Origin of the sequence: Cobetia sp. UCD-24C (genome assembly GCF_001306765.1) — a bacterium.
GTDB classification, from domain to species: Bacteria; Pseudomonadota; Gammaproteobacteria; order Pseudomonadales; family Halomonadaceae; genus Cobetia; species Cobetia amphilecti.
In genome coordinates this window covers 24,602-50,628 of sequence record NZ_LJTD01000001.1, presented here as the reverse complement: position 1 = coordinate 50,628, position 26,027 = coordinate 24,602, and the positions used below count along the sequence as shown (strand labels likewise).

19 protein-coding genes and 1 pseudogene are annotated in these 26,027 nt (G+C 64.1%); 17 read left to right on the top strand and 3 right to left on the bottom strand.

Features of this window, described 5'->3' with window-relative positions:
- Window positions 1-29: 29 nt before the first annotated feature.
- The 3 genes from AOG28_RS00210 to AOG28_RS00200 are packed head-to-tail and all read left to right on the top strand — an operon-like array spanning window position 30 to window position 3,164.
- Window positions 30-974 (top strand): alpha/beta fold hydrolase, encoded by a 945-nt coding sequence (locus AOG28_RS00210; protein ID WP_082388096.1) that lies wholly within the window; start codon window positions 30-32, stop codon window positions 972-974.
- The gene (locus AOG28_RS00205) at window positions 971-1,939 is read left to right on the top strand and encodes an alpha/beta fold hydrolase (protein ID WP_082388095.1); all 969 of its coding nucleotides are present in this window, start codon (window positions 971-973) and stop codon (window positions 1,937-1,939) included. The genes AOG28_RS00210 and AOG28_RS00205 overlap by 4 nt, the downstream gene beginning before the upstream one ends.
- A 58-nt stretch (window positions 1,940-1,997) precedes the next feature.
- Window positions 1,998-3,164 (top strand): patatin-like phospholipase family protein, encoded by a 1,167-nt coding sequence (locus AOG28_RS00200; protein WP_054554941.1) that lies wholly within the window; start codon window positions 1,998-2,000, stop codon window positions 3,162-3,164.
- Between the two features lie 142 nt (window positions 3,165-3,306).
- Here the strand turns inward: AOG28_RS00200 and AOG28_RS00195 are convergent, their stop codons facing one another.
- Window positions 3,307-4,149: a transporter substrate-binding domain-containing protein gene (locus AOG28_RS00195; protein WP_200906708.1), complete on the bottom strand. Its 843-nt coding sequence runs from the start codon at window positions 4,147-4,149 to the stop codon at window positions 3,307-3,309.
- A gap of 171 nt (window positions 4,150-4,320) precedes the next feature.
- Window positions 4,321-4,926, bottom strand: a complete 606-nt coding sequence (locus tag AOG28_RS00190) for a Smr/MutS family protein (protein WP_054554940.1) — start codon at window positions 4,924-4,926, stop codon at window positions 4,321-4,323.
- A gap of 251 nt (window positions 4,927-5,177) precedes the next feature.
- On the opposite strand from AOG28_RS00190, the gene prmB reads away from it, so the two are divergent.
- From prmB to phaC, 5 genes and pseudogenes are all read left to right on the top strand, one after another.
- On the top strand, window positions 5,178-6,140 hold the full coding sequence (gene prmB / locus AOG28_RS00185) for a 50S ribosomal protein L3 N(5)-glutamine methyltransferase (protein WP_054554939.1): 963 nt from the start codon (window positions 5,178-5,180) through the stop codon (window positions 6,138-6,140).
- A 111-nt stretch (window positions 6,141-6,251) separates the two neighbouring features.
- Window positions 6,252-7,343: a chorismate synthase gene (gene aroC, locus AOG28_RS00180; protein ID WP_054554938.1), complete on the top strand. Its 1,092-nt coding sequence runs from the start codon at window positions 6,252-6,254 to the stop codon at window positions 7,341-7,343.
- Between the two features lie 265 nt (window positions 7,344-7,608).
- Window positions 7,609-8,106, top strand: a complete 498-nt coding sequence (locus AOG28_RS00175; RefSeq protein ID WP_054554937.1) for a DUF6489 family protein — start codon at window positions 7,609-7,611, stop codon at window positions 8,104-8,106.
- A 170-nt stretch (window positions 8,107-8,276) separates the two neighbouring features.
- Window positions 8,277-8,726 (top strand): phasin family protein, encoded by a 450-nt coding sequence (locus AOG28_RS00170; protein WP_054554936.1) that lies wholly within the window; start codon window positions 8,277-8,279, stop codon window positions 8,724-8,726.
- Between the two features lie 514 nt (window positions 8,727-9,240).
- A pseudogene (gene phaC / locus AOG28_RS18585) lies at window positions 9,241-10,971 on the top strand (class I poly(R)-hydroxyalkanoic acid synthase); the annotation flags it as partial.
- Between the two features lie 1,171 nt (window positions 10,972-12,142).
- On the opposite strand, the gene AOG28_RS00160 reads toward phaC, so the two are convergent.
- A complete protein-coding gene (locus AOG28_RS00160) occupies window positions 12,143-13,033 on the bottom strand; it encodes a LysR family transcriptional regulator (protein ID WP_054554935.1) in 891 nt (296 codons plus the stop codon).
- 371 nt (window positions 13,034-13,404) lie between these two features.
- Here AOG28_RS00160 and leuC point away from each other — a divergent pair, with 371 nt between their 5' ends.
- The 9 genes from leuC to AOG28_RS00115 all read left to right on the top strand — a co-directional run bounded on the left by leuC (window position 13,405) and on the right by AOG28_RS00115 (window position 26,003).
- Entirely contained in the window at window positions 13,405-14,856 is a 1,452-nt protein-coding gene (leuC, locus tag AOG28_RS00155; protein WP_054554934.1) for a 3-isopropylmalate dehydratase large subunit, read from the top strand.
- Between the two features lie 11 nt (window positions 14,857-14,867).
- Window positions 14,868-15,521 (top strand): 3-isopropylmalate dehydratase small subunit, encoded by a 654-nt coding sequence (gene leuD, locus AOG28_RS00150; RefSeq protein WP_054554933.1) that lies wholly within the window; start codon window positions 14,868-14,870, stop codon window positions 15,519-15,521.
- Between the two features lie 145 nt (window positions 15,522-15,666).
- A complete protein-coding gene (gene leuB / locus AOG28_RS00145; protein WP_054554932.1) occupies window positions 15,667-16,749 on the top strand; it encodes a 3-isopropylmalate dehydrogenase in 1,083 nt (360 codons plus the stop codon).
- Between the two features lie 218 nt (window positions 16,750-16,967).
- Window positions 16,968-18,089 carry an aspartate-semialdehyde dehydrogenase gene (gene asd / locus AOG28_RS00140; protein ID WP_054554931.1) on the top strand — a complete coding sequence of 374 codons (1,122 nt, stop codon included), beginning with the start codon at window positions 16,968-16,970 and terminating at the stop codon, window positions 18,087-18,089.
- Window positions 18,090-18,544: 455 nt separating this feature from the next.
- Window positions 18,545-21,430, top strand: a complete 2,886-nt coding sequence (locus tag AOG28_RS00135) for a type IV pilus assembly protein FimV (RefSeq protein ID WP_054554930.1) — start codon at window positions 18,545-18,547, stop codon at window positions 21,428-21,430.
- The gene (truA, locus tag AOG28_RS00130) at window positions 21,430-22,506 is read left to right on the top strand and encodes a tRNA pseudouridine(38-40) synthase TruA (protein WP_082388091.1); all 1,077 of its coding nucleotides are present in this window, start codon (window positions 21,430-21,432) and stop codon (window positions 22,504-22,506) included. The genes AOG28_RS00135 and truA overlap by 1 nt, the downstream gene beginning before the upstream one ends.
- A 22-nt stretch (window positions 22,507-22,528) precedes the next feature.
- The gene (locus tag AOG28_RS00125; RefSeq protein ID WP_054555160.1) at window positions 22,529-23,161 is read left to right on the top strand and encodes a phosphoribosylanthranilate isomerase; all 633 of its coding nucleotides are present in this window, start codon (window positions 22,529-22,531) and stop codon (window positions 23,159-23,161) included.
- Between the two features lie 303 nt (window positions 23,162-23,464).
- Entirely contained in the window at window positions 23,465-24,484 is a 1,020-nt protein-coding gene (gene accD, locus AOG28_RS00120) for an acetyl-CoA carboxylase, carboxyltransferase subunit beta (protein WP_043336910.1), read from the top strand.
- Window positions 24,477-26,003 (top strand): bifunctional folylpolyglutamate synthase/dihydrofolate synthase, encoded by a 1,527-nt coding sequence (locus AOG28_RS00115; protein WP_082388089.1) that lies wholly within the window; start codon window positions 24,477-24,479, stop codon window positions 26,001-26,003. The genes accD and AOG28_RS00115 overlap by 8 nt, the downstream gene beginning before the upstream one ends.
- Window positions 26,004-26,027 lie beyond the last annotated feature (24 nt).

The window sequence follows — 26,027 nt, the reverse complement described above, 5'->3', positions numbered from 1 at the left end:
ACGGCGGCCCGTGGTAAGGAGACCTTGCGATGAATGCCACCTCACGGCAACCCCGGCCCGAACAGGCCTTGTCCAAGCAGGGCGACGCTAACCCGGCCAGCCTGAATGCCGACACCGAGCGTCCGGTGCTGGCCTTCGCGCATGCCAATGGCTTCACCGGTGCCTGCTACAAGAGCCTGCTGGCGCCGCTGGCCGAGCACTTCAATCTGTTGCCGGTGGACCGACTGGCGCACGACCCTGCCTATCCGGTCGGCAACAATCTGATCTCGCTGCGTGATGAGTGGCTGGCATGTCTGGACGCCGCACTGGGGCCGTTGCCCGCGGCGGGCGGCACCGGGCGCAAGGTGATCGGGGTCGGCCATTCGCTGGGTGGCATCGTCAATTACATGGCGGCGCTCAAGCAGCCGGAACGCTTTCACTGCCTCGTGCTGCTCGACCCGCCGTTGATGCTGGGCCGTGATGCGCTGGGCATGAAGGTCGCCAAGCGCTTCGGTTTCATTGATCGTGTCACGCCGGCAGGCCGCACCCGCGGGCGTCGCGCGCGCTGGGACTCCCGTCAGGCCATGCAGGATTACCTGCGCCGTCGCTCGCTGTTCGCCAATTTCACGCCAGAGGCGCTGGACGACTACGTCGACAACGCCACCCATCGTCACGCGGACGGCAGCCTGTCATTGAGCTTCGATACCCGTCATGAGGTCGAGATCTTTCGCCACCTCAGCGATCACCTGTCAGGCTCGCCGGCGAAGCTGGCGGTGCCGGTCAGGATTCTGGCCGGCGCCCAGTCTGATCTGCTCACGCCGGCGCGTCAGGCACGCCTGCGCCGCGCCGGGCTGACGGTGGAGCATGTCCGGGGAGGACATATGTACCCCTTTGAATACCCGCAAGAGACGCGCGCCGCGCTGCTGGCGGCCATCGCCGACCTCGCGCCGGCGGATGTGCTGCCGCCAGGCCTGCTGGCCGGGAGGCAATCATGAGCACTGATCAATCCATTCAGGACATCGCAGAGGCTCCCCTGAGCGCCAACGTCTCGCTGCGTGAGCGTCGCTTCCCACGGCGCACGGGCGGAGAGCTGGCGGCCCTGGAGTGGGCGCCTGCCGAGCACGCCGAGCAGGCACCGACGTGGCTGGCGCTGCATGGCTGGCTCGACAATGCCGCCAGCTTCAGCCGCCTGGCGCCGCTGTTGTGTGAACGGCTCGGTATTCGCCTCATCGCCATCGACATGGTCGGTCACGGACACTCGAGTCCGCTGGGTGAGCACGGTGATTATGCGGTGTGGGATTACTGCCACGATGTGATCGAGGCGCTGGAAGGCCTGTATGACGAGGGGCTGCCGCGCGCGCCGGTCACGGTGATGGCGCACTCGCTGGGGGCGGCGGTGTCGGGGCAGGTGGCTGCGGCGCTGCCGGAATATATCGCGCGACTGGTGCTGATCGATGGCATCGGCGCACTTGCCACGCCAGCCTCGGAGGTGGTCGATCAGCTGCGCCGCGGATTGCTGGCACGCCACGCGCAGCCGGTCAGACGCGCCGCCACGCGACGTGCCCATTATCGTCATGTCGAGGACGCCGTGGCGGCGCGGGTCGCGGGAGGTGTCACGCCGATCGATGCCGACACGGCGCGGCCGATCGTCGAGCGCAACCTCGAGGTACTGGAAGACGGTGGTCTGCGGCTGAGAAGTGACCGTCGCCTGCTGCGGCCTTCATTGATGCGCTACACCCCGGAGCAGGTGCTGGCGTTATTGGCGGCGTTGACCCAACCGGTACTGCTGATCGAGGGCGAGCAGGGTATCCTGACCATAAGGCACGAGGCGCAGCAGGCGCGCGATGCTGTGAAGAGGCTCGAGCGTCGCGTCTTGCCGGGTGGCCACCACCTGCATCTGGAGCCGGCGCATGTGGCGGCAGTCGCCGATGCCATCGTCGAGTGGATCAGCTCGCACTGAGTGATGCACCGCGTGCCGCGTCCGTTCATCTTTCATCATCTGCAGCGGGAGACATGCCATGGCCAAGCGCAAGACCATCGCCCTGGCACTGGGGAGTGGCGGGGCCCGAGGCTATGCCCATATCGGCGTCATCGAGGAAGTGCTGGCGCGCGGTTACGACATTCGCGCCATTTCGGGCTGCTCGATGGGCGCACTGGTCGGGGGTATCCATGCCGCCGGCAAGCTGGCTGCCTATCGCGACTGGGTCTGTGAGCTGGATTACTTCGACGTGCTGCGGCTGGTGGATGTCACCTGGAGCCCGATGGGCGCCATCCGCGCGCGCCGCATCATGGATGAGCTGGAAGCCCTGATCGGCGACACGCGCATCGAGGACCTGCCGATTGCGGTCACCACCGTCGCCACCGACCTGATCGCCCAGAAGGAGGTCTGGTTCCAGAGCGGCAATCTGCTCGAGGCGATTCGGGCCTCCATCGCGGTGCCCGGGGTGATCACGCCGGTGCAACGCGACCGCAAGGTGCTGGTGGATGGCGGCCTGATGAATCCCTTGCCGATCACGCCGCTGGTCGCCGCCCACGTTGACCTGGTGCTGGCGGTCAACGCCACGGCGCATTCGCCGCGCAACCAGACACTGGAGCAGATGCTGCCACCGGCCGATGCCGCCGAGGAAGAGGCGCGCGAAGCCGCCCTGGAAGCGCGCGGCGGTGGTTTCAGTGACTGGCTGCGGGGAGTGCGTCGCGGGGCCGAGCGCATCTTCTCTGCCGAGAAGGAACAGGCGCTGGAGGACCAGCAGGGCATGGCATTTGCCAGTCCGGTCGGCGGTGTCCCGCTGCCGCCGGGCGATGCCTCGCGCCTGAAGTTCGAGGCACTGAAAAGCAGCGATGCCGAGCCAGCGCCGGGGTCAGAAGCGTTGGCAGAGCCGCAGGCAGAGACTGGCGCTGTCACCCAAGGCAAACAGCCGCCGTCCGCAGCCGAGCCTGAGCGGGTCGATGAGAACGCGCCGGAGCTTGCCTGGGGAAAGCTGGACATGATGATGCGCTCCTTCGATATCACCCAGGCGACGCTGGCCAAGTACAAGATCGCCGGCTATCCGCCGGATATCCTGGTCGAGATTCCCAAGACGGTGTGTGGCGCCTATGAATTCCACCGCGCCGCGGGCCTGATCAAGCTGGGGCGCCACCTGGCCGCCGAAGCGCTGGATCGCTACGAGAAGGGCAGCGACGGCTAGCCTTTTTTTGAGTTGTCCTTTAATGAAAAAGCCCCCGCCAATCGGCGGGGGCTTTTCGTTGCAGTGCTCTTCGTTGCAGTGCTCTTCAATACAGAGCGCTTCATTGCAGAGCGTGAGACCGGAGCCTGAGCGAAGCGTCGCCTCAGCCGTTGATCCACTTGTCGAAGATGGCGGCCTGCTCACCGGTGCCCTGCATCTGGGTCAGCCACTGATCGACGTAGGCCTTCCAGATATTGTCACCCAGCGGCAGCAGATAGCCTTTCTGGGAGAAGGTGAACGGCGCATCAGGATGCACGCTGCACAGCTCCGGGTGACGACTGGCCTGCAGCTGGGTCTCGATGGCGTCGGTGACCATCACATCGGCACGGTCTTCGATGATGTTGTTGAAGATGGTGCGGTTGTCGTTGTGCGCGACGCGCGTGGCATCGCTCAGGAATTCATTGGCGAAGCGCTCGTTGGTGCCGCCCGGGTTGACGGTGATGCGCACGCTGGGCTGATTGATCTGCGCGACGGTCTGGTACTTGTCGACGTCCTCGCAGCGCACGATGGGCGTCTTGCCGCCGGTCTGGTACGGCTGGCTGAAGTAGGCCTGAGCCTGACGGTCCAGCTTGACCGAGATGCCGGACATGGCGATATCGCACTTGCCGGAGGTGAAGTCTTCCATCAGTGTCGGCCAGCTGGTCGGCACGGTCTGTACCGTGGCGCCCAGGCTCTTGGCCAGTGAGGCGGCCATGTCGATGTCGATGCCTTCGAAGTCGCCATTGTCTTCACGGTGGCTGAAGGGCGCATAGTCACCGGTAGTGCAGACCTTCAGCACCTGGCCTTGTTGCACACGCGAAAGGGTGCTGTCGGACAGTGCATCGCTGGCGGCGGCCGGCATGGCGAAGGCCAGCGACAGGCCAGCGGCGGCCGCGCCGCCGAGAATGGCAGCGGAAAGGGCGCGGCGTGAAGCGGTGTGCATGGGCTGTTCAGCGTTGGGTGTCATCAGGGTGTTCCCTTGTCGTTATGGCGGCAGGCTCGGCGTGAGGCCTGCCTCTGCTACTCGAGTGCTCGGCTATTCAAGCACTCGGTTATTCAGATGCTCGCTATTCAGATGCTCGCTATTCAAGTGCTCGGATCGTCAATGTCTCTGCGGTGTGGCAAGCGCGAGGCTCGCTCAGTCGAGCAGCGGGTCACGGCCCTTGCTGCGCAGCAGGACATAGACTGCGCCGCTGCCGCCATCCAGCTCCAGTGAGGAGGTGAAGGCCAGCACGTCAGGCCATTGGCGCAGCCAGGCATTGACGTGGCTCTTGATGATGGGGTGATCGGCCATGCCGGTCCATGCCTTGCCATGCACCACCAGCACGCAGCGTGAGCGACGGGCGATGGCATCGTCGATGAAGGACTCGAGCTCGAGGCGGGCCTGCTCCAGCGTATAGCCGTGCAGGTCGAGGCCCGCCTCCCAGGCGATCTCGCCGCGCTTGAGGCGCTGACGCTGGCGGTAGGGGAGATCAGGCACCGCGAAGTCGAGCAGCTGGCTGGGCGTGACCGGCTCGACCTGACCATCGGTGGTGCGCGATGGCGTGCCGAGCGAGTCGGTCGAGGCTTCGCTGGCGGCAGCGCGACGCGCGGCCAGTCGGGCCTGCTCGTCACGGCTGAGCGGCTTGCGGCCGGGGTCTGCCCGGTTGCTGGTGATCTTGCGCACGCCGGCCTGTTTGAGGGCGGCGCGGAAGGCGTTGAAATCGTCGCCGTCATCCGAGCTGTCGTCGTGTCGGGGGGGCATGGCTGGGGGCTCCGCAAGCGGTGAATGGCAAGGGGCGCAGTATAGCGTGGCTGTCGGTGCTGTGAAGCACCGCGCCGTGCCGTGCAAGGTCAGTGGCGTCCCATGATGTCGCGCACGTCACGCGCGGTGACCATGGCGCGTGCAAGGGTCGCCGCCACGCCTCGTGAACGCTACAATGCCTGCGCGAGACGCCACCGACGCATCATGACTGGCGGCGCTCGTTGTCCATCTGTCCGCTTACAGGAATCACCGTGTCCACTACTTCCGCGTCCGACCTGCGCCATCCTTCCAGCCTCAGTGAGCCGGATTCCCGTCTCGTCGAGGAGCTGGTGACTCTGCGCGACCTGATTCGCTGGGCGACCAGCGAGTTCCACGCGCACCGTCTGCACTTCGCCCACGGTACCGACTCTGCCTGGGACGAGGCGGTGGCGCTGGTGCTGGGTGCGCTGCATCTGCCGTGGGACACGGACCCCGCCGTGATCGACGCCCGTCTGCTGACCATGGAGCGTGCGCGCATCGTGGCGCTGGTGCGTGAACGCATCACCACCCGCAAGCCGCTGCCGTATCTGCTCGGTGAAGCCTTCTTCACCGGCGTGCCCTTCGATGTCGATGAGCGCGTGCTGATTCCGCGCTCGCCGATCGCCGAACTGATCGAGAGCGGCTTCTCGGCCTGGTTCCCGGAACTGCCGCCGACCCGGGTGCTGGACATGTGCACCGGTTCCGGCTGCATCGGGATCGCCACGGCGCTGGTGATGCCGACCGCCGAGGTGGATCTGGTCGATATCAGCAGCGAGGCGCTGGAAGTCGCGCGTCGCAACATCGAGCGCCACGACGTGGCAGGGCGGGTCATCGCCGTGCAGTCGGACCTGTTCGCGGGCGTGGCCGGCAAGCGCTATGACCTGATCGTCTCCAATCCGCCCTACGTGGACAGTTTCGATCTCTCCCACATGCCGCAGGAATTCGGCCACGAGCCGGCGCTGGCGCTGGGCGCCGGTGATGATGGCCTGGATATCGTGCGCCGTATCCTGCGCGAGGCGCGTGACTACCTGACCGACGACGGCGTCTTGATCGTCGAGGTCGGCAACTCCGAGCGCCACCTGATGGACGCGTTCCCGGACGTGCCCTTCATGTGGCTGGAGTTCGAGCGCGGCGGCAACGGCGTCTTCGCCATCGATGCCCAGACACTGGACGTCTGCGCCCCCGAATTCGCCTGAAGACAGGCTCGTCTGGTGCCTTCGCTTCAGCGCCAGACCTGAAAAGCTCACGACAACTATTATCAGAACGCCGTCGGCCATGACCGGCGGCATCGCCTGAGGACCCCCTGAATGTCCGGAAATACCTTCGGCAAGCTGTTCACTGTCACCACCTTCGGCGAAAGCCATGGCCCGGCGCTGGGCGCCATCATCGATGGTTGCCCGCCGGGCATCGAGATCAGCGAAGCGGATCTGCAGATCGATCTGGACCGCCGCCGCCCCGGTACCTCGCGTCACACCACCCAGCGGCGCGAGCCGGACCAGGTGCGCATTCTCTCGGGCGTGTTCGAGGGCCGCACCACCGGCACGGCCATCGGCCTGATGATCGAGAACACCGATCAGCGCTCCAAGGACTACGGCAAGATCAAGGACCAGTTCCGTCCGGCCCACGCCGACTACACCTATCACCACAAGTATGGTGAGCGTGACTACCGTGGCGGTGGCCGCAGCTCCGCGCGCGAGACGGCCATGCGCGTCGCCGCCGGTGCCATCGCCAAGAAGTATCTGGCGAGCCACGGCGTGCAGGTGCGCGGCTATCTGTCCCAGCTCGGTCCCATCGAGCTTGAGGTCAAGGACTGGTCGCTGGTCGACACCAATCCGTTCTTCTGTGGCGATGCGGACCGCCTCGAGGAGCTGGAGCAGTATATGGACGCCCTGCGCAAGGAAGGCGATTCCGTGGGCGCCAAGGTCACCGTCGAGGCGACTGGCGTGCCGGTGGGTCTCGGTGAGCCGATCTTCGATCGCATCGATGCCGAGCTGGCCCATGGCCTGATGAGCATCAACGCCGTCAAGGGCGTCGAGATCGGTGACGGGTTCGCCGTGGTCAGCCAGAAGGGCACCGAGCACCGTGATGAGATGACGCCGGAAGGTTTCCTCTCCAATCATGCCGGCGGCATCCTGGGCGGCATCACCAGTGGCCAGACCCTGCGTGCCAGCATCGCGCTCAAGCCGACCTCCAGCCTGCGTCTGCCGGGTCGCAGCATCGATGTCAACGGCGAGGCGGTCGAGGTGATCACCACCGGCCGTCATGATCCGTGTGTCGGCATCCGTGCCACGCCGATCGCCGAGGCGATGGTCGCGCTGACGTTGATGGACCACCTGCTGCGCCATCGTGGCCAGAATGCCGACGTCAAGGTCGACACACCGGTGCTGCGCGAGGTGTAAGCCGCTTGCGGCGCGGCTGAACTGCTGGCGCTGCCCAGCTGTTGAACTTTTAGTGAGAAAGAGACGCCCCATCCGTGGAGTGATGCCCTGCATCCTTCGTGGCTGGGGCGTCTTGCGTGGTGGGTTGGCTTGCGAGCCGAAAATAAGAAAAGGCGTAAGTAGCAGGCTGCCCCCGTGTCATTCTCGCTGCTAGACTCGAATGGCAAGCATGCCAGCGGACTCGCGCACCACGCCGTGCGCGGGCAGACAACACAAGGACACTGCCATGAAGATCAATGTCGAATTCGACCTGACGCCTCAGGAGTTTCGCCAGGCGATGGGCCTGCCGGATGTGGAAGCCTTTCAACAGGAATTGATGGAGCGCTTTCGTCGCCAGATGGAAGCGGGCGTCGAGGGCTATGATCCGATGAGCCTGCTCAAGCCGCTGATGACACCGGGGGCGGGCACGCCGTTTGCCCGGTTCATGCCGCCGGGGATGGCGGAAGGCATGGCGGGGATGGGCGGCGCGTCAGCGGCCGATTCCCCGGGGGCCTCATCCAACGAGATGGGCGACAGCATGGCCAAGGGCATGGCGGCTTTCCAGCAGTACCAGAAGATGATGCTGGATACCTTGCAGCAGTTCGGTCAGCAGGGCACAGGCAACGCCAGTGGTGGCGACAGTGAGCCCGCAGGGAATGACCCGCATGCGGGAGCTGCGCAGAAGGCGGCCGCTGAGGACAGACCCAAGGCCGCCAGCGCGCGCTCACGCAGTCAGCGTGACTGATGGATGACGAGGGAAGCTGAAGGCATTGCGGTGCAGGATTATCGTCATGGGATTGCAACCGCTTCGGGAGCAGACTAGTCTTTGTGCAGTGCAGCATAATGCTGCGCTCCAAAGATGGCGCAGAGTCTTCTGCGCGCTCTTCCGGTACGGAATCCATGGGAGGAACCGTCATGCAACAGGATCAGATGTTCAACGCCTTTGCCGAGCAGGCTCGCAGCTTCTATCAGCCGATGCGCAAGCTCAACAGCCTGGTGCTCGACCACATGAGCAAGGTGGCCGAGTTCCAGATGGATGCCGCCAAGCGCTATGCCGATACCGGTTTCGAGCGTGCCCGCGCCGCGACGGAAGTGAAGAGTGTCGAGCAGCTCAGCGAATTCGGCAATCGTCAGCTGGAAGTGGCCACCGAGCTGTCCCAGCAGATGATGGACGATTCCCTGAAACTGGCGGAAATGGGCAACGAGATGCGCAGCCAGATGGAACAGGCCTATTCCGATGCGGGCAAGGAAGCCACGGACAAGGCATCTTCCGCTGCCAGCAAGGCGTCTTCCGCCATGGCGGATGCCGCGAAAGACAGCACCAGCAAGCCGGCAAGTGCCACCAGCCGCGCCAAGCAGAGCTGAAGAATCATCGAGAGGGCTGGCGCACGCGCCAGCCCTTTTTTTGGCGAGGTCAGGCATTGCCCCCATCACGGCCCGGGTGCATGCTGAGAGTCGCCCCCCCCCCCGAGGCGGCAAGACGACAGATGAGAGGTCTCAGCCGGCTTTCCGTCGTATTCGCGCCTCTGGCATGAATGCGACGGAAAGCGGACTGCAAGGCTCTGGCTTGCCAGAGTGACGCCAGAGTGAAGAGAGTCGGTGCAAGGTGCCAGTGACGGCGCCGCGAACGCCTTTCGAGGGCATTGCACTGCAGAGGTACGGAAGGATTCGGTTCGATGAAATCGTGCATGTCGGCGTTCGTTCGACAGCCATGCTTCGATAGCCAATGACAAGGAGGACGGGTGATATGGTTTCAGCCCAGCAGCAGGCACTTTCTCAGGCATTCTCTCAGGCCTTTTCCCATCTGTTCCCCGATGGCGCCGACGGCGGCGAATGGGCCGGCGTGGTACAGGAAGCCAGCACCCAGTATCAGGCTCTGATGAGTGACATGCTGGAGCGCCTATGGCCAAGTGCTGCTGCCTCCACCATCTATGACGAGATGGGACGTTGCTTCCAGGCAGGCGCGGAGGCGCTGGCACGTGACCCCCAATTGCTGATTTCCACGCAGACCCGCCTCTTCCAGGACCAGATGGCCCTGATGCAGGGCACGCTGCGCGAGATGAGCGGTGAGAGTGTCGAGCCCGTGATCAGCCCCGCACGCTCTGATCGTCGCTTCCGCGATGAGGCCTGGCAGAGCGAACCGTATTATCACTTCCTCGTGCAGCAATATCTGCTGTTCTCGCGCGCCGTGGATGAGATGCTGGCGGGCATCAAGGGATTGCCGGAGAGCCAGAAGCGCAATCTCGAGTTCTACGCGCGCCAGTACGTAAGTGCCTTCTCGCCCTCCAACTTCGCCTCCACCAACCCGGAAGTGCAGCGGGTGACCCGCGAAACCGGCGGCCAGAATCTGCTCGACGGCTTGAAGCGTCTGCGGGAAGACCTTGCCAACTCCGCCGAAGGCATCAATGTCGCGATGACCGACACCGAAGCCTTCCGTCTCGGCGACAACATCGCCGTCACGCCGGGGGATGTGGTGTTCGAGAATGAGTTGATCCAGCTGATCCAGTATCGCCCGGCGACGGAAAAGGTCTTCAGTACGCCGTTGCTGGTCGTGCCGCCGTGGATCAACAAGTACTACATTCTCGATCTGCGTCAGGACAATTCGATGATGCGCTGGCTGGTGGAGCAGGGGCACACCGTGTTCCTGATCTCCTGGCGCAATCCCGGGCCGGAGCAGAGCGATCTCACCTGGGCCGATTACATGCAGATGGGGCCGCTTGCCGCGATGGATGCCATCGAACAGGCCACCGGCGAGAAGCAGGTCAACATCCTGTCCTACTGCATCGGCGGCACGTTGACGGCCAGCACCATGGCCTATCTCACGGCCAGGAAACAGGCGAATCGCGTGCGCTCGGTCAGTTACATGGCGACGTTGCAGGACTTCTCCGATCCCGGTGAGATCGGTGTCTTCCTCAACGAGCCGGTACTGCAGGGCCTCGAGAAGCAGATGGCGCAGGACGGCTATCTGGATGGCCGCGTGATGGCGTTCTCCTTCAATCTGCTGCGCGAGAATGACCTGTTCTGGTCGTTCTACGTCTCCAACTATCTCAAGGGCGAAGCGCCGACCGCGTTCGATCTGCTGTACTGGAACACCGACGGCACCAACCTGCCGGCCGGTACCCATGCCTGGTATCTGCGCCACATGTATCTGGAGAACCGCCTGGTGCAGCCCGGCGGCATCGAGCTGGACGGCGTACCGATCGATCTCTCCCAGATCGAGACACCGAGTTACTGGGTCTCCGCGCGCGAGGACCACATCGCCAAGTGGCAGACCACCTACAACGGCACCCAGCTGCCCAAGGCCTCCATCAAGCGCTTCGTGCTCGGTGGCTCTGGTCATATCGCGGGTATCGTCAATCCGCCGCACAAGAACAAGTACGGCTACGCCACCAATGACAGCCTGCCGGCAACGCCGGATGAGTGGCTCGAAGGCACCGAGCAGCACGAAGGTTCCTGGTGGAATGACTGGCAGGCGTGGATGACCGGCAATGGCTTCGTGGAGCCGGAACCGGAGGTCTCTGCGCGCACGCCGGGTGAGGGCAAGCTCGACGTGATCGAAGCGGCGCCGGGGCGTTATGCGCGCCAGACCATTCCCGAAGTGCTGGGGCAGAGCGTGCCGGAAGAGATCACCAGCGTGGCGGATGCGCAGCTCAAGGCCGTGCGTGATGTGCAGCAGACGGTCGAGAAGAGCGTGAATGAAGCGCTCAAGCAGGTGACGCTGCCGCTGGAAGAGGCCATGACCGCGATGACCGAAGCCGTCACCGGCAAGGCCGCCAATGATGCCGGTGACACGGCGGGCAATAGCTCATCCAGTGCCTCCAGGGCGCAAGGTGCGAGCACCAGACCTGCCGCTTCCAAGGCCGCATCGGCTGCTGGATCGCCAGCCGCTGAGCCGTCAGCCACTAGATCGCAAGCCGCTGAGTCAGCAACACCGGCAAGCAAACCCGCCGCGCGCAAGCGTGCTGCACCCAAGAGCACAGCCTCCGGGAGCACTGCTGCCAAGAGCGCTGCTACCAAGAGCGCAGCGACCACCAGCAGCACGGCCAGCGACAGCACTACCAAACAGAGCACGGCAAAACCGAGCGCTGCGAGCACGGCTGCCAGCAGCACCGGTAGCTCGGCGACCAAGACCACCACGGCGAGAAAGACCTCCACGCCGCGCAAGACGGCTGCCAGCAAGACGACCACTGCCAACAAGTCAACGGCGGCCAAGACGACTGCAAGCAAGACGACTGCGAGCACGTCAGCCTCTGACAGCAAGCCGTCTGCATCCGGCACCTCGAGCAGCAGCACTTCTTCCACGGCTTCGGGCTCCAGCGCTACGAAGCCCGCGACGACGCGCAAGAGCACTGCCAGCAAGACTACGGCGAGCAAGAGCACGGCGAGCAAGAGCACTGCCAGCTCGACGGGAAGTGCGAGCACTGCCAAGACGGGTAGCAGCACCGAGACTTCCAGTCAGGGGGCTTCCCGCTCAGGCACTTCAAGTTCTGGCGCTTCCACTACCACCGCCAAGAGCGACACCGGCAGCGAAGCGCCCAAGCCGCGCCGAGGCCGTCCCTCCAATGCCAGCAAGGCCGCCGTCGCCAAGGCAGCGGAAGAGGCCAAGAAGGACGATGCCAAGCCTGCGGCCAGCAAGATGGATGGCTCGTCTGGCAATGCCAAGGATGGCGACAAGAGTTGATCTGCGGCGCCACAAGTTGTGAGTCAGAACCGCAACGCCAGCCCTTCGGGGCTGGCGTTGTGCGTTCAGGCTGTATTTGCAAGTGGGGCTTTCGAGTGCGCTAGAGGTTTCTCGACGCCGCGTCCCTTGCGCCTTCCAGCAGTTCGATCATGGCGCTGGCGGCGTTCGAGAGGGTGCGGTTGTTGTGATAGAGGTAGCCGAGCTGGCGTTCGATGGGGCGGTGGTCGATGGGCAGGATCTCGATCTCGTCGTCGATCATGCTTTCCGGCAGTACGCTCCAGCCCAGGCCGATGGCGACCATCATCTTGAGGGTCTCGAGGTAGTTGGTGGACATCGAGACTTCTACCGAGAGGCCGTCACGCGCGAAGGTGTCAATGACGATGCCACGCGTGAAGGTCAGGTGGCCCGGCAGTACGGCGTCGTGCTGTGAGAGGGCGGCCAGCGGCAACGCTTTATGGCCTGCCAGCGGGTGATCACGCCCGCACACGAAGCGCATCTCATCCAGCCACACCGGCACCACCGTCAGATTGGGATCGCGATGCGGTGCCAGGGTGACGACGGCCAGCTCCAGCTCCCCATCGAGTACGCCCTGATAGGCCTGTTCCGAATCCAGAAACCGCATGTCCATGCGCACCTCGGGGTGGGCCATGGTGAAAGCCTTGAGCAGCGGCGGCAGCCGGTGCAGGCCCACATGGTGACTGGTGGCCATCGTCAGGCTGCCTTTTACCTCGCCGGACAGATTGCGCAGCGCACGCCGGGTGTCATCGTGCATCACCAGGATGGCGCGGGCGCGGGGCAGCAGGATATTGCCGGCCTCGGTCAGCGAGACACGCCGTCCGATGCGATCGAACAGCCGTGCGCCATGCAGTTGCTCCAGCTGGGCAATGCGCTTGGAAACGGCCGGCTGGGTGAGGTGCAGCTGCTCGGCGGCAAGCGAGAAGGAGGCGGTTTCGGCGACGGCGACGAAGGCCTGCAGAGAGGGTGTGTCCATGTGGGGCAGCTATCCTGTCATGAGGGCAATCATAGGGACGTTCATAGGGGCGTTCAGGGGAGCGTCAAGCGGGGCGATCGATACCGGCGCAGGCAGATGCACTCCTGATCACGACCTGATGAGCAATGGTATTCCTTTTGGGAATCCAAAGCATGAAAAACATGAATTGCTTTTATTCATCCTCGCCGAGTACTCTTGAGGGCACAGGACGCGGCGGCGATGCTGGAGCCAGCAAGCAAGTGGTCACTATCCACGGGCTCGCACGACCGCCCCGCCATCAACACTGGACGACACACCCTCATCAAGGGGCCGTTACGAGCCCCGAGGCAGCAAGCGCGCTCTTACCATAAGGCGCCACGAGGAGACACGACATGGCTAGCCAGACCCTTTATGACAAGTTGTGGGATCAGCACCTGGTCAAGCAACGCGAAGACGGTACTGCACTCATCTACATCGACCGTCACCTGCTGCACGAAGTCACGTCGCCGCAGGCATTCGAAGGGCTGCGTCTGGCCGGTCGCAAGCCGTGGCGTCTGGATGCCAACCTGGCAACGCCGGACCACAACGTGCCGACGTCTCTCAAGGAGCGTGCTGCCGGTATCGCGGGCATCGAGGACGAGACCTCACGCATCCAGGTGCAGACCCTCGACGACAACTGCAACAGCTTCAACATCGAGCAGTTCACCATCAATGATGCGCGTCAGGGCATCGTGCACGTGGTCGGGCCGGAGCAGGGCGCGACTCTGCCGGGCATGACCGTGGTGTGTGGCGATTCCCACACCGCGACCCACGGTGCCTTCGCGGCACTGGCCCACGGTATCGGCACCTCCGAGGTCGAGCACGTGCTCGCCACCCAGTGCCTGATCCAGCGCAAGATGAAGAACATGCTGGTGCGCGTCGATGGTCGTCTCGGCACTGGCGTCACTGCCAAGGATGTCGTGCTCGCCATCATCGGTGAGATCGGCACCGCCGGCGGTACCGGCTACGCCATCGAATTCGGCGGCTCTGCCATCCAGGACATCTCCATGGAAGGCCGCATGACCATCTGCAACATGGCGATCGAAGCCGGTGCGCGGGTCGGTCTGGTCGGTGTCGATGACATCACCATCGACTATCTCTACCAGCGCCCCTATGCGCCGAACGCCCAGCAGTGGGAAGCGGCCGTCGCCGACTGGCGCAATCTGGTCTCCGATGCGGACGCCGAATTCGATAAGGTGGTGGTGCTCAAGGCCGAGGATATCGCGCCGCAGGTCACCTGGGGCACCAGCCCGGAGCAGGTCACCAGCGTCAATGGCGTGGTGCCGGACCCGGCCGCGGCCAGCGATGACACCGAAGCGCGTGGCATCACCCGTGCGCTCGAGTACATGGGTCTCAGCGCTCAGCAGAAGATCACCGACATCAAGCTGGACCGCGTGTTCATCGGTTCCTGCACCAACTCGCGCATCGAGGATTTGCGTGAAGCGGCGCGCGTGGCCGAAGGCCGCACGGTCGCCAAGAGCCTCAAGCAGGCGATGGTGGTGCCGGGCTCTGGCCTGGTGAAGGCGCAGGCGGAAGCGGAAGGGCTGCACGAGATCTTCCTCGCGGCGGGCTTTGAATGGCGTGAGCCGGGTTGCTCCATGTGTCTGGCGATGAACGCCGACAAGCTGGGCGCCGGTGAGCACTGTGCTTCCACCTCCAACCGCAACTTCGAAGGCCGTCAGGGCTTCGGTGGGCGTACGCACCTCGTCAGCCCGGCGATGGCCGCCGCTGCCGCGATTGCGGGTCACTTCGTTGATGTTCGTGACTTTGCCCCCATCCCTACCAACAACACTCAAGTCGCCTGAGGAGGCCCGACATGGAAAAGTTCATTCGCCAGCAGGGCCTCGTGGCACCGCTTGATCGCGCCAACGTCGATACTGACCTGATCATCCCGAAGCAGTTTCTGAAGTCGATCAAGCGCACCGGCTTCGGGCCGAACCTCTTCGATGAGCTGCGTTATCTCGACGAGGGCTATATCGGTCAGGACATCAGCAAGCGTCCGCTGAATCCGGATTTCGTGCTCAACCAGCCGCGTTACGCAGGCGCCAGCGTATTGCTGGCGCGTCGCAACTTCGGTTGTGGTTCCTCGCGCGAACACGCGCCCTGGGCTCTGACCGACTTCGGCTTCCGCGTGGTCATCGCGCCGAGCTTCGCCGATATTTTCTACAACAACTCGTTCAAGAACGGTCTGTTGTTGATTACCCTCGACGAGGACACGGTGGACCGTCTGTTCAAGGAGGCCGAGGCGGTGGAAGGGTATCGTCTGGATATCGACCTCGAGGCACAGGCAGTCATCACGCCGACCGGTGAGTCGATTCCCTTCGAGGTCGACAGCTTCCGCAAGCATTGCCTGATGGAAGGCCTGGACGATATCGGTCTGACCCTCAAGGACCAGGACGCCATCGACAGCTTCGAGAAGCGTCATCGCACCGAGCGTCCGTGGCTGTTCCGCGACGGCAAGACGGCCTGATCTGGCCAGCGTCGCGTCAGTCAGCGCCTGACATCGCAACATATTCGTCATGGCTCGCCGTCCAGAATGGCGGCGAGCCCAGTCTCAGCACCGACGGTGAACCGTCGGTCTCGCCGGAAGACTTCCGGCCCAAGGAGAGTTCCAGATGAGCCGCAATATCCTGATTCTGCCCGGTGATGGCATTGGCCCGGAAATCACTGCCGAAGCCGTGAAGATCCTTGAAGCCGCCCGCAGCGAAGGTCTGGACATCACGCTGAGCGAAGGCAAGGTCGGTGGTGCAGGGTATGACGCGGCCGGTCACCCGCTGCCGGCGGAAACGCTGGAGGCGGCCAAGGCGGCGGATGCCATCCTGCTCGGCGCAGTCGGTGGTCCGCAGTGGGACAAGCTCGAGGACATCTCGCTGCGCCCGGAACGCGGCCTGCTGGGGCTGCGCAAGGAGCTCGAGCTGTTCGCCAATCTGCGTCCGGCGATTCTCTACCCGCAGCTGGCCGAGGCCTCCAGCCTCAAGCCGGAAGTGGTGTCCGGTCTGGATATCATGATCGTGCGTGAGCTGACCGGCGGCATCTACTTCGGTCAGCCGCGTGGCATCGAGACACGTGATGGTCAGCAGGTCGGTTACAACACCTACGTCTACTCCGAGTCCGAGATCGAGCGCATCGGTCGCACCGCCTTCGAGATGGCGCAGAAGCGCAACAAGAAGCTGTGCAGCGTCGACAAGGCCAACGTGCTGGAAGTCACCATGCTGTGGCGTGACGTGATGGAACGCATCTCCGCCGACTACCCGGATGTCGAGCTGTCGCACATGTACGTCGACAACGCCGCCATGCAGCTGGTGCGTGCTCCGAAGCAGTTCGATGTGGTGGTCACCGGCAACATGTTCGGTGACATCCTGTCGGATGAGGCCGCGATGTTGACCGGCTCCATCGGCATGCTGCCGTCCGCCTCGCTGAATGCGGGTGGTCAGGGCATGTATGAGCCGTGCCACGGCAGCGCGCCGGACATCGCGGGTCAGGGCATCGCCAACCCGCTGGCGACCATTCTGTCGGTGGCCATGATGCTGCGCTACTCGCTCAACGAAGCCGCCTGGGCCGAGCGCATCGAGAAGGCGGTCGGCGTGGTGCTGGATGAAGGGCTGCGCACTGCCGACATCGCCTACGCCGGGACGCGCAAGGTCTCCACCTCCGAGATGGGTGATGCCGTGCTGGCCGCCTTCAAGACCCAGGCGTAAGGCAAGACCCGCGTGAACGCCGCAAGTCAGCGGCGTTCACGCGATGATCATGGGGGAGCTCGGCGTGCGTCGCCGGGTTCTCATGTCAGGACCTGCGGCTGGAGCGTTGGGCAAGGCTCGCCTCGTGTGAGTTGCCTGTGCTCGCTGCGGGTCATTCCTGTGTCGGGAGCGGTGGTGTCTTCCATGCTCCCGGCCGTGCATGAACAAGGAGAACAAGCATGTTGAAAGTCGGATTTGTCGGTTGGCGTGGCATGGTCGGTTCCGTGCTGATGCAGCGCATGCGTGATGACAACGATTTCGCCGGTATCGAGCCGGTATTCTTCTCCACCTCTCAGGTCGGTCAGCCCGGTCCTGACGTGGGCACGCCGGTGCCGGCGCTCAAGGATGCCAATGACATCAATGAGCTGAAGGCGCTGGATGTCATCGTCACCTGTCAGGGCGGCGACTACACCAAGCAGGTGTTCGGCCCGCTGCGCGAAGCCGGCTGGAAAGGCGACTGGATCGATGCGGCCTCCACCCTGCGCATGGACAAGGACGCCGTGCTGGTGCTGGACCCGGTCAACCGTCACGTGATCGATCAGAAGATCGGCGCCGGTGCCAACACCTTCGTCGGCGGCAACTGCACCGTCAGCCTGATGCTGATGGGCCTGGGCGGCCTGTTCGAGGCCGGCATGGTCGAGTGGATGACCTCCATGAGCTACCAGGCGGCTTCCGGCAGCGGTGCGCGCCATATGCGTGAGCTGCTGACCCAGATGGGCCAGCTCAATGGCAGCGTGGCCTCCGAGCTTGCGGACCCGGCCAGCGCCATCCTCGACATCGACCGCAAGGTGACCGCCACCATGCGCGGCGATGACTTCGCGACCCAGCAGTTTGGTGCGCCGCTGGCCGGCTCGCTGCTGCCGTGGATCGATTCCGCGATGGAGTCCGGTCAGACCCGCGAGGAGTGGAAGGCCGGTGTCGAGGCCAACAAGATTCTCGACAGCCAAGGCAACCCGATCATGATCGATGGGCTGTGCGTGCGTATCGGTGCGATGCGTTCCCACTCCCAGGCCTTCACCGTCAAGCTCAAGCAGGACGTGCCGCTGGACGAGATCGAGGACCGCCTGGCCAAGCACAACGACTGGGTCAAGGTCGTCGCCAATACCAAGGAAGACAGCCTCAAGCACCTGACGCCGGCCGCTGCGACCGGCACCCTGACCGTACCGGTCGGCCGTCTGCGCAAGCTGGCGATGGGGGGCGAATACCTGTCCGCCTTCAGTGTCGGTGACCAGCTGCTGTGGGGGGCCGCGGAGCCGCTCAAGCGCATGCTGACCATCCTGCGTGAACATCGCGCGGCCTGATCGCACTGTGTAGCAGCATGTCGTCGGGTTCATTGCGAGCCTGACCTGAAAGCGCCCTCGGCTCTCTGGAGTCGAGGGCGTTTCTCTTTTGCACGTTACGTCTTGGAAGGTCGGTGATTCCAGGTAAGAGATAGGTCACTGATGTCACGGCGAGCACCAGATATCTCAGTCTTTCCTGCGCATTTTTTGCGATTTTGACTGGCGCTTTTGATGCATGATGGCAGGGAGGTGTTTTTTACGGGTATCGTAAAGGGATATCGTCGAGCTGGTCACTCGCGATATGACGCCTCTGCGGCCTTTGTCGATCGTGGGCCGTCACTCTATCGTTGAAACTTTTTCCACTTTGCCAATGGCTTCCCGCACTCTTGGGACGGACTCTCTGGTATCTTGTGTAAGTATACGTAACATAATGCGCAGGCCGGGCAATGATTCGGCCGCATACGAAGGGACACTCAATGGGACGCAAGCTTCCTCTCGCACTGGCGGTGTCGTTCGCCGTCTACAGTGCTCAGGCCTTGGCAGTCGGCATGGAATCGCCGCAGTTGCGCTCGAATCTGAATCAGCCACTGGACGCGCGCATCGGCCTCACGGATACCTCGGGCCTCGATGCCAGCCTCATCAAGGCCGGCGTTGCCGATTCTGCCGCCTTTACGCGAGCGGGCGTCGATCGCAGCTATGTCAGCGATGACATCAAGGTTGCCGTCAAGCAGCAGGGTGGGCGATACTACCTCCAGCTGTCCACCAATGGCGCGGTACGTGAGCCCTATGTGGACCTGCTGCTGGATGTCGAATGGCCCAATGGCAAGCTGCAGCGTCAGGTGACCCTGTTGTTCGATCCGGCGGGCTATTCGAGTCAGCCGTCATTGGTGACACCTGCCGGAGCGCGCTCGCGCCCGCTGGCCACCAACGATTCCTCGCCGACGCGTTCCGTGGTGTTCCGCGACAATGCCCAGCCCAGCCAGGCTGCCTCGCGCAGTGCGTCATCCAGCACGCCGCCCTCCAGCATCAAGGTGCGCAACGGTGATTCGCTGTGGACGATCGCGCGTCGCGTGCGTCCGGATGCCAGTGTCAGCATCCGTCAGGCGATGCTGGCGATTCAGGAAGCCAACCCCAGGGCCTTCCCGGGCGGCAACATCAACAAGCTGCGTGCGGGAGTGGTGCTGAGCGTGCCGGACCGCAGCACCATGTTGGGACGTTCGCGTACCGAGGCTGACAAGGAAGTGCGTCAGCAGTATCAGCAGTGGGTCGCGGGCGCGCAGGGCAAGACCGTGCCGGCTCCGGCCAGCAAGAAAACCGCTGCGGCCAGCACATCGAACGAGCCCTCCGCCAGTGCTGCGCCTGCGGCCACGGCCGCACCGAGCGGGCCCGCCAGCGCGGGTGCCGACGGCAAGCCGCGTCTGACGCTGCTGGATGAAGACGGCAGCAAGCCCAAGGCGGCGGCAGCCAGTGGTCAGATCTCGGCGGGTAGTCAGCAGGCAATCGATGAACTGTCCGATCGCCTCGAGTCGCTGGAAGATCAGCTGCTGACCAATCAGCAACGCCTCGATCAGCTGGAGCAGGAGCGTGATGACCTGCGCAGCGAAGTGGCCTCCCTGCGCAATGAAGTCGGCGAGCTGCGAGCGTCGCTGGCAGAGCGTACCGAGCAGCTCGAGACGGCCAAGGTGCTGCTCGCCAAACAGAATCGTCTGCTCGTCAACAGTGGCATCTCGCCGTTGGCGTTGCCGGAAAGCCTGATCGCCGCCGGGGTGGACCTCGGTCAGCCGCGCGACGGCGAGGGCAACCTGGTGTTGCCCAAGCAGCCGTGGCCCCAGGCGACCTGGCAGTGGGTGCAGGACAACCTGGCTATCGTCGGTGGGGCGGCCGGGGCATTGCTGCTTCTGTTGCTGCTGTTGTTGCGTCGCCGCTCCGGTTCCGGGGGCGATGAGAACATGAGCTTTGCCGATGCGGTCCGCGGCAATGAAGAGCCCGACCAGGACAAGCCGCGCGTCTTCCCGGATACCTTTGCGGCCTCGACTGCCGCTGCTGCCGCGGGTCACAAGTCATCCGCGTCTGAAGATGCCAACGTGGCGGCGCGCCGGGGTTCCGGTAGTCTCGAGCCGCTCTCCCAGCCGGAAGCGGCTGCGATCAGCGAGGCGGACATCTTCATCGCCTACGGCCGCTTCGATCAGGCTCAGGCCCTGCTGGAAGCCGGTCTGGTCGAAGATCCCGCACGCCAGGACCTGCGCCTCAAGCTGATGGGAGTCCATGGCGAGCTTGGCAACGCCGAAGCCCTGCATCATGAAGGTGAGCAGGTGCTGGCGGCCGGCAATGAGGAAGAGCGTTTCGAGGCTCAGGCGCTGCTGGATCGCTACAGCGTCTCAAGCAGTGCGCTGCGTGCTGTCGCAGGCGGCGGTGCGAGTCAGGTGGGGCGCAAGGTCTCCTATCTGTCGGGGGTGGCAAGCCAGCAGGCGGCAGCGCCTCGCACGCCGCTTGAAGGGCGTGACAAGGCCGATGATGCGGCTCACGGCCCGGCTGATGCATCCGTCACGGGTTCTGGCGCCTCCCTTGATGACCCGGAAGATGCTAGCGCGCTGTCTGACAGCGAATCGCATGCCAGTGCCAGTGACGGCGTGAGCGAACCGCTGGTCGAGCACGCTCCCGATCAAGGCGTCGCGTTCGAACCGGGCCTCAAGGGCGAGGACCTCGAGAAGGCGCCCGTGCGTGAGAGCCACTTCAACAGCGACAACGTGATCGATTACCAGGCGCCGGAATTGACGCTGGGAGATGCTGGTCACGCTGATGGTGAGAAGGGTACTGATGTCGCGGCATCCAAGGCGGCGGATAGCGCGCTCAAGGGCGAGTCCGTCGAGTTCACCTCGCTGCGTGAAGAGCTGGATGACAACGCCGCGATCGAGAGCGGTGCCGCGAGCGAGCAGAACGGTGCTGCAAGTGAGAGCAGTGGCGCAAGTGAAGGCAGCGCTGCGAGCCAGAAGCCGTATGAAGCGTCCAGCAAGCCGTCAGCCGCAGTCGCAGTCGATGGCATGGACGAGTTGCCGTCACTGGATAGCATGACGCTGGAAGAGGTAGACGTGCCGCGGCGGGATATCTCGGAATTCGAGGTCGAGGAAGTGGCGTTCGAGTCTGGGGATCAGGATAATGCCTATCCCTCTGTCGAGTCGGCAGGGTTTGGGGCTGGCGCCCAGGATACCGTGGCATTCCAACAGCTCGAGGAAGCCCGTCAGTTGTTGGTGGAGGGCGATGATGATCAGGCGGCTGCGCTGCTTGAGCCGCTCGCTACTGCCAGTGATGACATGGTCCGTGAAGAGGCGCTGGCGTTGATGGAGCGCTTTGGTCTGACCTGATGCCCTTTTTTACACCGTTGGATGATAACGAGAAACGCCCGGGGCGCATTGCTCTGGGCGTTGAATATGATGGCACCCGCTATTGTGGCTGGCAGCGTCTGAGCCACGCCCCCTCCGTGCAGGAAGCGCTCGAGAAGGCCTTGTCCAAGGTCGCCTCCACACCGATTACCGTGCATTGCAGTGGCCGCACCGATTCCGGTGTGCATGCCGTGCGTCAGGTCGTGCATTTCGATACCCCCGTGGGCCGCAGTCGCAAGGCCTGGCGCATGGGCGGTAACGTCAACCTTCCCCCCGATATCGGGATTCATTGGGCCGTGCCGGTGCCCGATGATTTCCACGCGCGTTTCAGCGCCATCGCCCGTCGCTATCGTTACATGACCATCAACCAGCCGTTTCGGCCGGTGATGGAGCGCAACAATGTTACCTGGTGTCGCGAGCCGCTCAATGTCGCCGACATGCAGGCTGCGGCGGTGCACCTGGTGGGCGAGCTGGATTTCTCGGCGTTCCGCGCCGCAGGCTGTCAGTCGCGCTCGCCGCGCCGCCACGTGCACTTCATTGAAGTCAGTCGCCATGGCCATATCGTCATGATCGATATCCAGGCCAATGCCTTCCTGCATCACATGGTGCGCAATATCGCGGGCACCTTGATGGCCATCGGGCGTGGCGAGAAGCCTGTCGAGTGGATCGTCGAGCTGATGCGCGGGGGAGATCGCACGCGCTCGAGCGCGACGGCAGCGGCGACAGGGCTTCACTTCGTCGATGTCATCTATCCGCCGCGCTATGCGCTGCCCAAGGAGCCCCTGGGGCCTGGTCTGGTCGCACATCTTGGCGAGTGGACGGGCGAGCGTCCGTTGCCGGACTGCCCGATGGTGCGCTCACGCATGGCGCGTGCCGAGGCCGAGGGTGCCGAAGAGGCGCGTGCGGCAGGCAAGCTCAGTGAGCAGGAGGCCATCCGGCTGGCCAACGTGGCCCGTGAAGCCGAGCGCCTCAGTCGCGAGCATGAACAAGCGATTCCTGCGGCAGGCGCCGAGGATGACACGCTGACGGCTGCCACCCAGAATGAATCCTCACGTTGAACGGAGTGATCCCATGACCGAGATGAGCGCTCGAGCGAGCCAGCGTACCCGGATCAAGATCTGTGGTTTGACGCGAGAGCAGGATATCCGCGACGCCGTGGCAGCAGGGGCCGATGCGCTGGGCTTCGTGCTGTGGCCGGGCAGCAAGCGTGCGGTCGATGTGGCGCGGCTGGCCGAGCTTGCCGCGTGCGTGCCGGCCTTCGTGACGCGGGTCGGCCTGTTCGTGGATGCCAGCGCCGAAGAGATTGCCGCGGCGGCACCGCATCTCGATCTGCTCCAGTTGCATGGCAATGAGACGCCGGAGCAGTGCCGGGCGGCTGGGCGGCCCTATATCAAGGCGTTGCGCATGCGTGACGGGATCGATCTCGCCGCGCAGGCGGTGCGCTACCATGACGCGCGTGGCCTGTTGCTGGATGCCTATCGTCCCGGCGTGCCCGGTGGCACCGGCGAGACCTTCGACTGGTCGCGCATCCCGGCCGATCTGCCGCTGCCGGTCATCCTGGCCGGGGGTCTCGAGTCAGGCAATGTCGCTGCGGCGGTGGCGCAGGTCGCCCCTTACGCGGTCGACGTCTCTGGTGGTGTGGAAGCCGCGCCCGGCGAAAAGAGTGCCGAGCGCATGCAGGCATTCTGTCAGGCAGTCCGCCATCAGCGCTGATTTTCCGGCAAGCGTTGTGGCCCTTGCATTGCTTTCGTCCCAAGCGGCGAGGGCCGCAACGCTCAATTGGCATCTCGCACTACCCGCAAGGGGGGCGAAGCCGCTACAATGACCCCCAGAATTCGGAAAAGTGGCCGTACGACCAATGGGTTGCACGGTCTTTTCCATTGGCACTGCCCTGTGATGGTAGCTGCCCGCCATATTGCCGGGGCGTGAACGCCCTGGAATATGTGCCAACTCGCATGGCCGCCGACAGTCGTCGAGCGGTGCCCAGAACAGCAGCAAAACGGAAGCCTCCCCACCATGAGCTGGCTTGACAAGATTGTGCCGTCAATGAGCCGTATCCAACGCAAGGATCGGCGTACCTCCATTCCTGACGGCCTGTGGCGTAAATGCCCCAAGTGCGAAGCAGTCCTGTACCTTCCGGAGCTGACCAAGCACGACAACGTCTGCCCGAAGTGTGACCATCACCTGCGTCTCACTGCGCGTGCGCGTCTGTCCTGGTTCCTCGACAGCGAAGGCCGCGAGGAAATCGCGGCGGATCTCGAGCCGGTCGATCGCCTCAAGTTCCGCGACTCCAAGAAGTACAAGGATCGCCTGAGCGCTGCCCAGAAGCAGACCTCCGAGAAGGATGCACTGGTCGCCATGCGCGGTGCGCTCTCCGGTCAGCCGGTCGTGGCCGTGGCCTTCGAGTTCAGCTTCATGGGTGGCTCCATGGGTGCCATCGTCGGCGAGAAGTTCGTGCGTGCAGCAGAGCTTGCGCTGGCCGAGAACATCCCGCTGGTCTGCTTCGCCGCCTCCGGTGGTGCTCGCATGCAGGAAGCCTTGTTCTCCCTGATGCAGATGGCCAAGACCTCCGCGGCGCTTGAAAAGCTCAAGCAGGCTGGCGTGCCGTACATCAGCGTGCTGACCGATCCGGTCTTCGGTGGCGTCTCTGCGTCGCTGGCGATGCTGGGTGACCTGAATGTCGCCGAGCCGAACGCCCTGATCGGCTTTGCCGGTCCGCGTGTCATCGAGCAGACCGTGCGTGAGAAGCTGCCGGAAGGCTTCCAGCGCTCCGAGTTCCTGCTCGAGCATGGCGCCGTCGACATGATCATCCACCGCCGCGAGATGCGTGAGCGCCTGTCCAGCATCCTGCTCAAGCTGCAGGGCATGCCGGTCAACGCCGCCAATCTGCCGGTCGCGGATGCGGTCGTCGAAGAAGAATCCGTCGAGGCGGATGCGACTGTCGAAGCACCGGCCGAGCCGCGCTCCGCCGTGGACAGCGTGCTCGACGAGACCTTCACCAGCGAGAAGCCGCAAGGCGAACGTCGCGATGGCTGAGCAGGGCTCCGCCCCGGCAAGCTGCAGCACCGATGAGGTGCTGCAGTCTTCCTCACTCCCTCCGCTGGATGCCGCTTCGTGGCAGCTTTCCCCCCTGCATGATGCCGTGCCGCGTGGCCTCTCGCTGGATGAGTGGCTGACGCGTCTCGAGCATCAGCACCCCGTCAGTATCGATATGGGCCTTGCCCGAGTGCTGTGCGTGGCCAGGCGTCTCGGTCTGGTCGGGGCGGGTGCGCGTCGGCTCGGTGGCCGCATCATTACCGTGGCGGGCACCAACGGCAAGGGATCGACGGTTGCCATGCTCGAGGCGCTGGGGCGTGCCCACGGGCTGAGCACCGCCACCTACACCTCTCCGCACCTGCTGCATTACAACGAGCGTCTGAGCTTCAATGGCCACGACGTCAGTGATGCGGCATTGGTCACGGCCTTCGAGCAGGTCGATTCCGCGCGCCACTCCGGGCTGTCAGCCAGTGGTGAGCCGGTGGATGACGAGGGCGTGATCAGCCTGACCTACTTCGAGGCCGGCACGCTGGCCGGGCTGTGGCTGATCGCTCAGCAGCAGCCGCAGCTCGCGATTCTGGAAGTCGGCCTGGGCGGACGTCTGGATGCCGTCAACATCATCGACTGTGATGTCGCGATGATCATCACGGTCGCACAGGATCATGCCGCGTTTCTTGGCACCGACCTCGAGAACATCGGCTTCGAGAAGGCCGGGATTCTGCGCGCCGGCAAGCCGGCTGTGTTCGGCTCGGATGTGCTGCCTTCCAGTTGTGCGGCGCATGCTCGCACGCTGGGTGTCACGCCGCAGGTGCTGTGGCAGGACTTTCGCTGGCAGGCCGCGGCTGAATTTGTAAATGGCAATGTGAATAGCAGTGTGAAGGTCAGTGTGGATGGCAGCACGGACCATTCGGCTACCTCGCAATGGCAATGGCAGCGCCTGTCAGCGCCGGCACTGACGTTCGATGCGCTGCCAGACCCGGGCTTGCCGCGTGACAATGCGGCCAGTGCGCTGAATGCTCTGGTCGAGGCAGGTATCGAGCTCAACGCCGAATGCGTGCAGCAGGCCATGGCGAGCGTCAAGCTCAAGGGGCGCATGCAGTGGCTGACTCGTCACGGGCGTGACTGGTGTCTGGATGTCGGCCATAACCCGCATGCCGCGAGTTATCTGGCCAGTCGTCTTGCCGCTCATGACCTGCGTTGCTCGCGGGACCCTGCCACTCAGCCGCGGCGGGCGTTGCTCGCCATGCTGGGCGACAAGGATGCCGCTGGCGTAATTCAGGCGCTGGCACCGGTGGTGGACGGCTTCGTCGTCGCCACCCTGGATGGCGAGCGTAGCCGCCAGTCCAGTGAGCTTGCCGCCGCGGTCCGCCACTGTGGTGGTGAGGTGCTGGCGGAGTGCGAGACGGTCACCGCTGCAGCCGAATGGTTGGCACGCGAGACGACCGCTGGAGAAGTATTGGTCTGTGGTTCCTTCTTCACGGTCGGTGAAGCATTGATGTGGCTCGACGCCCAGGCCTGATGCAGGCCGGCGGCGGGTCCGGGA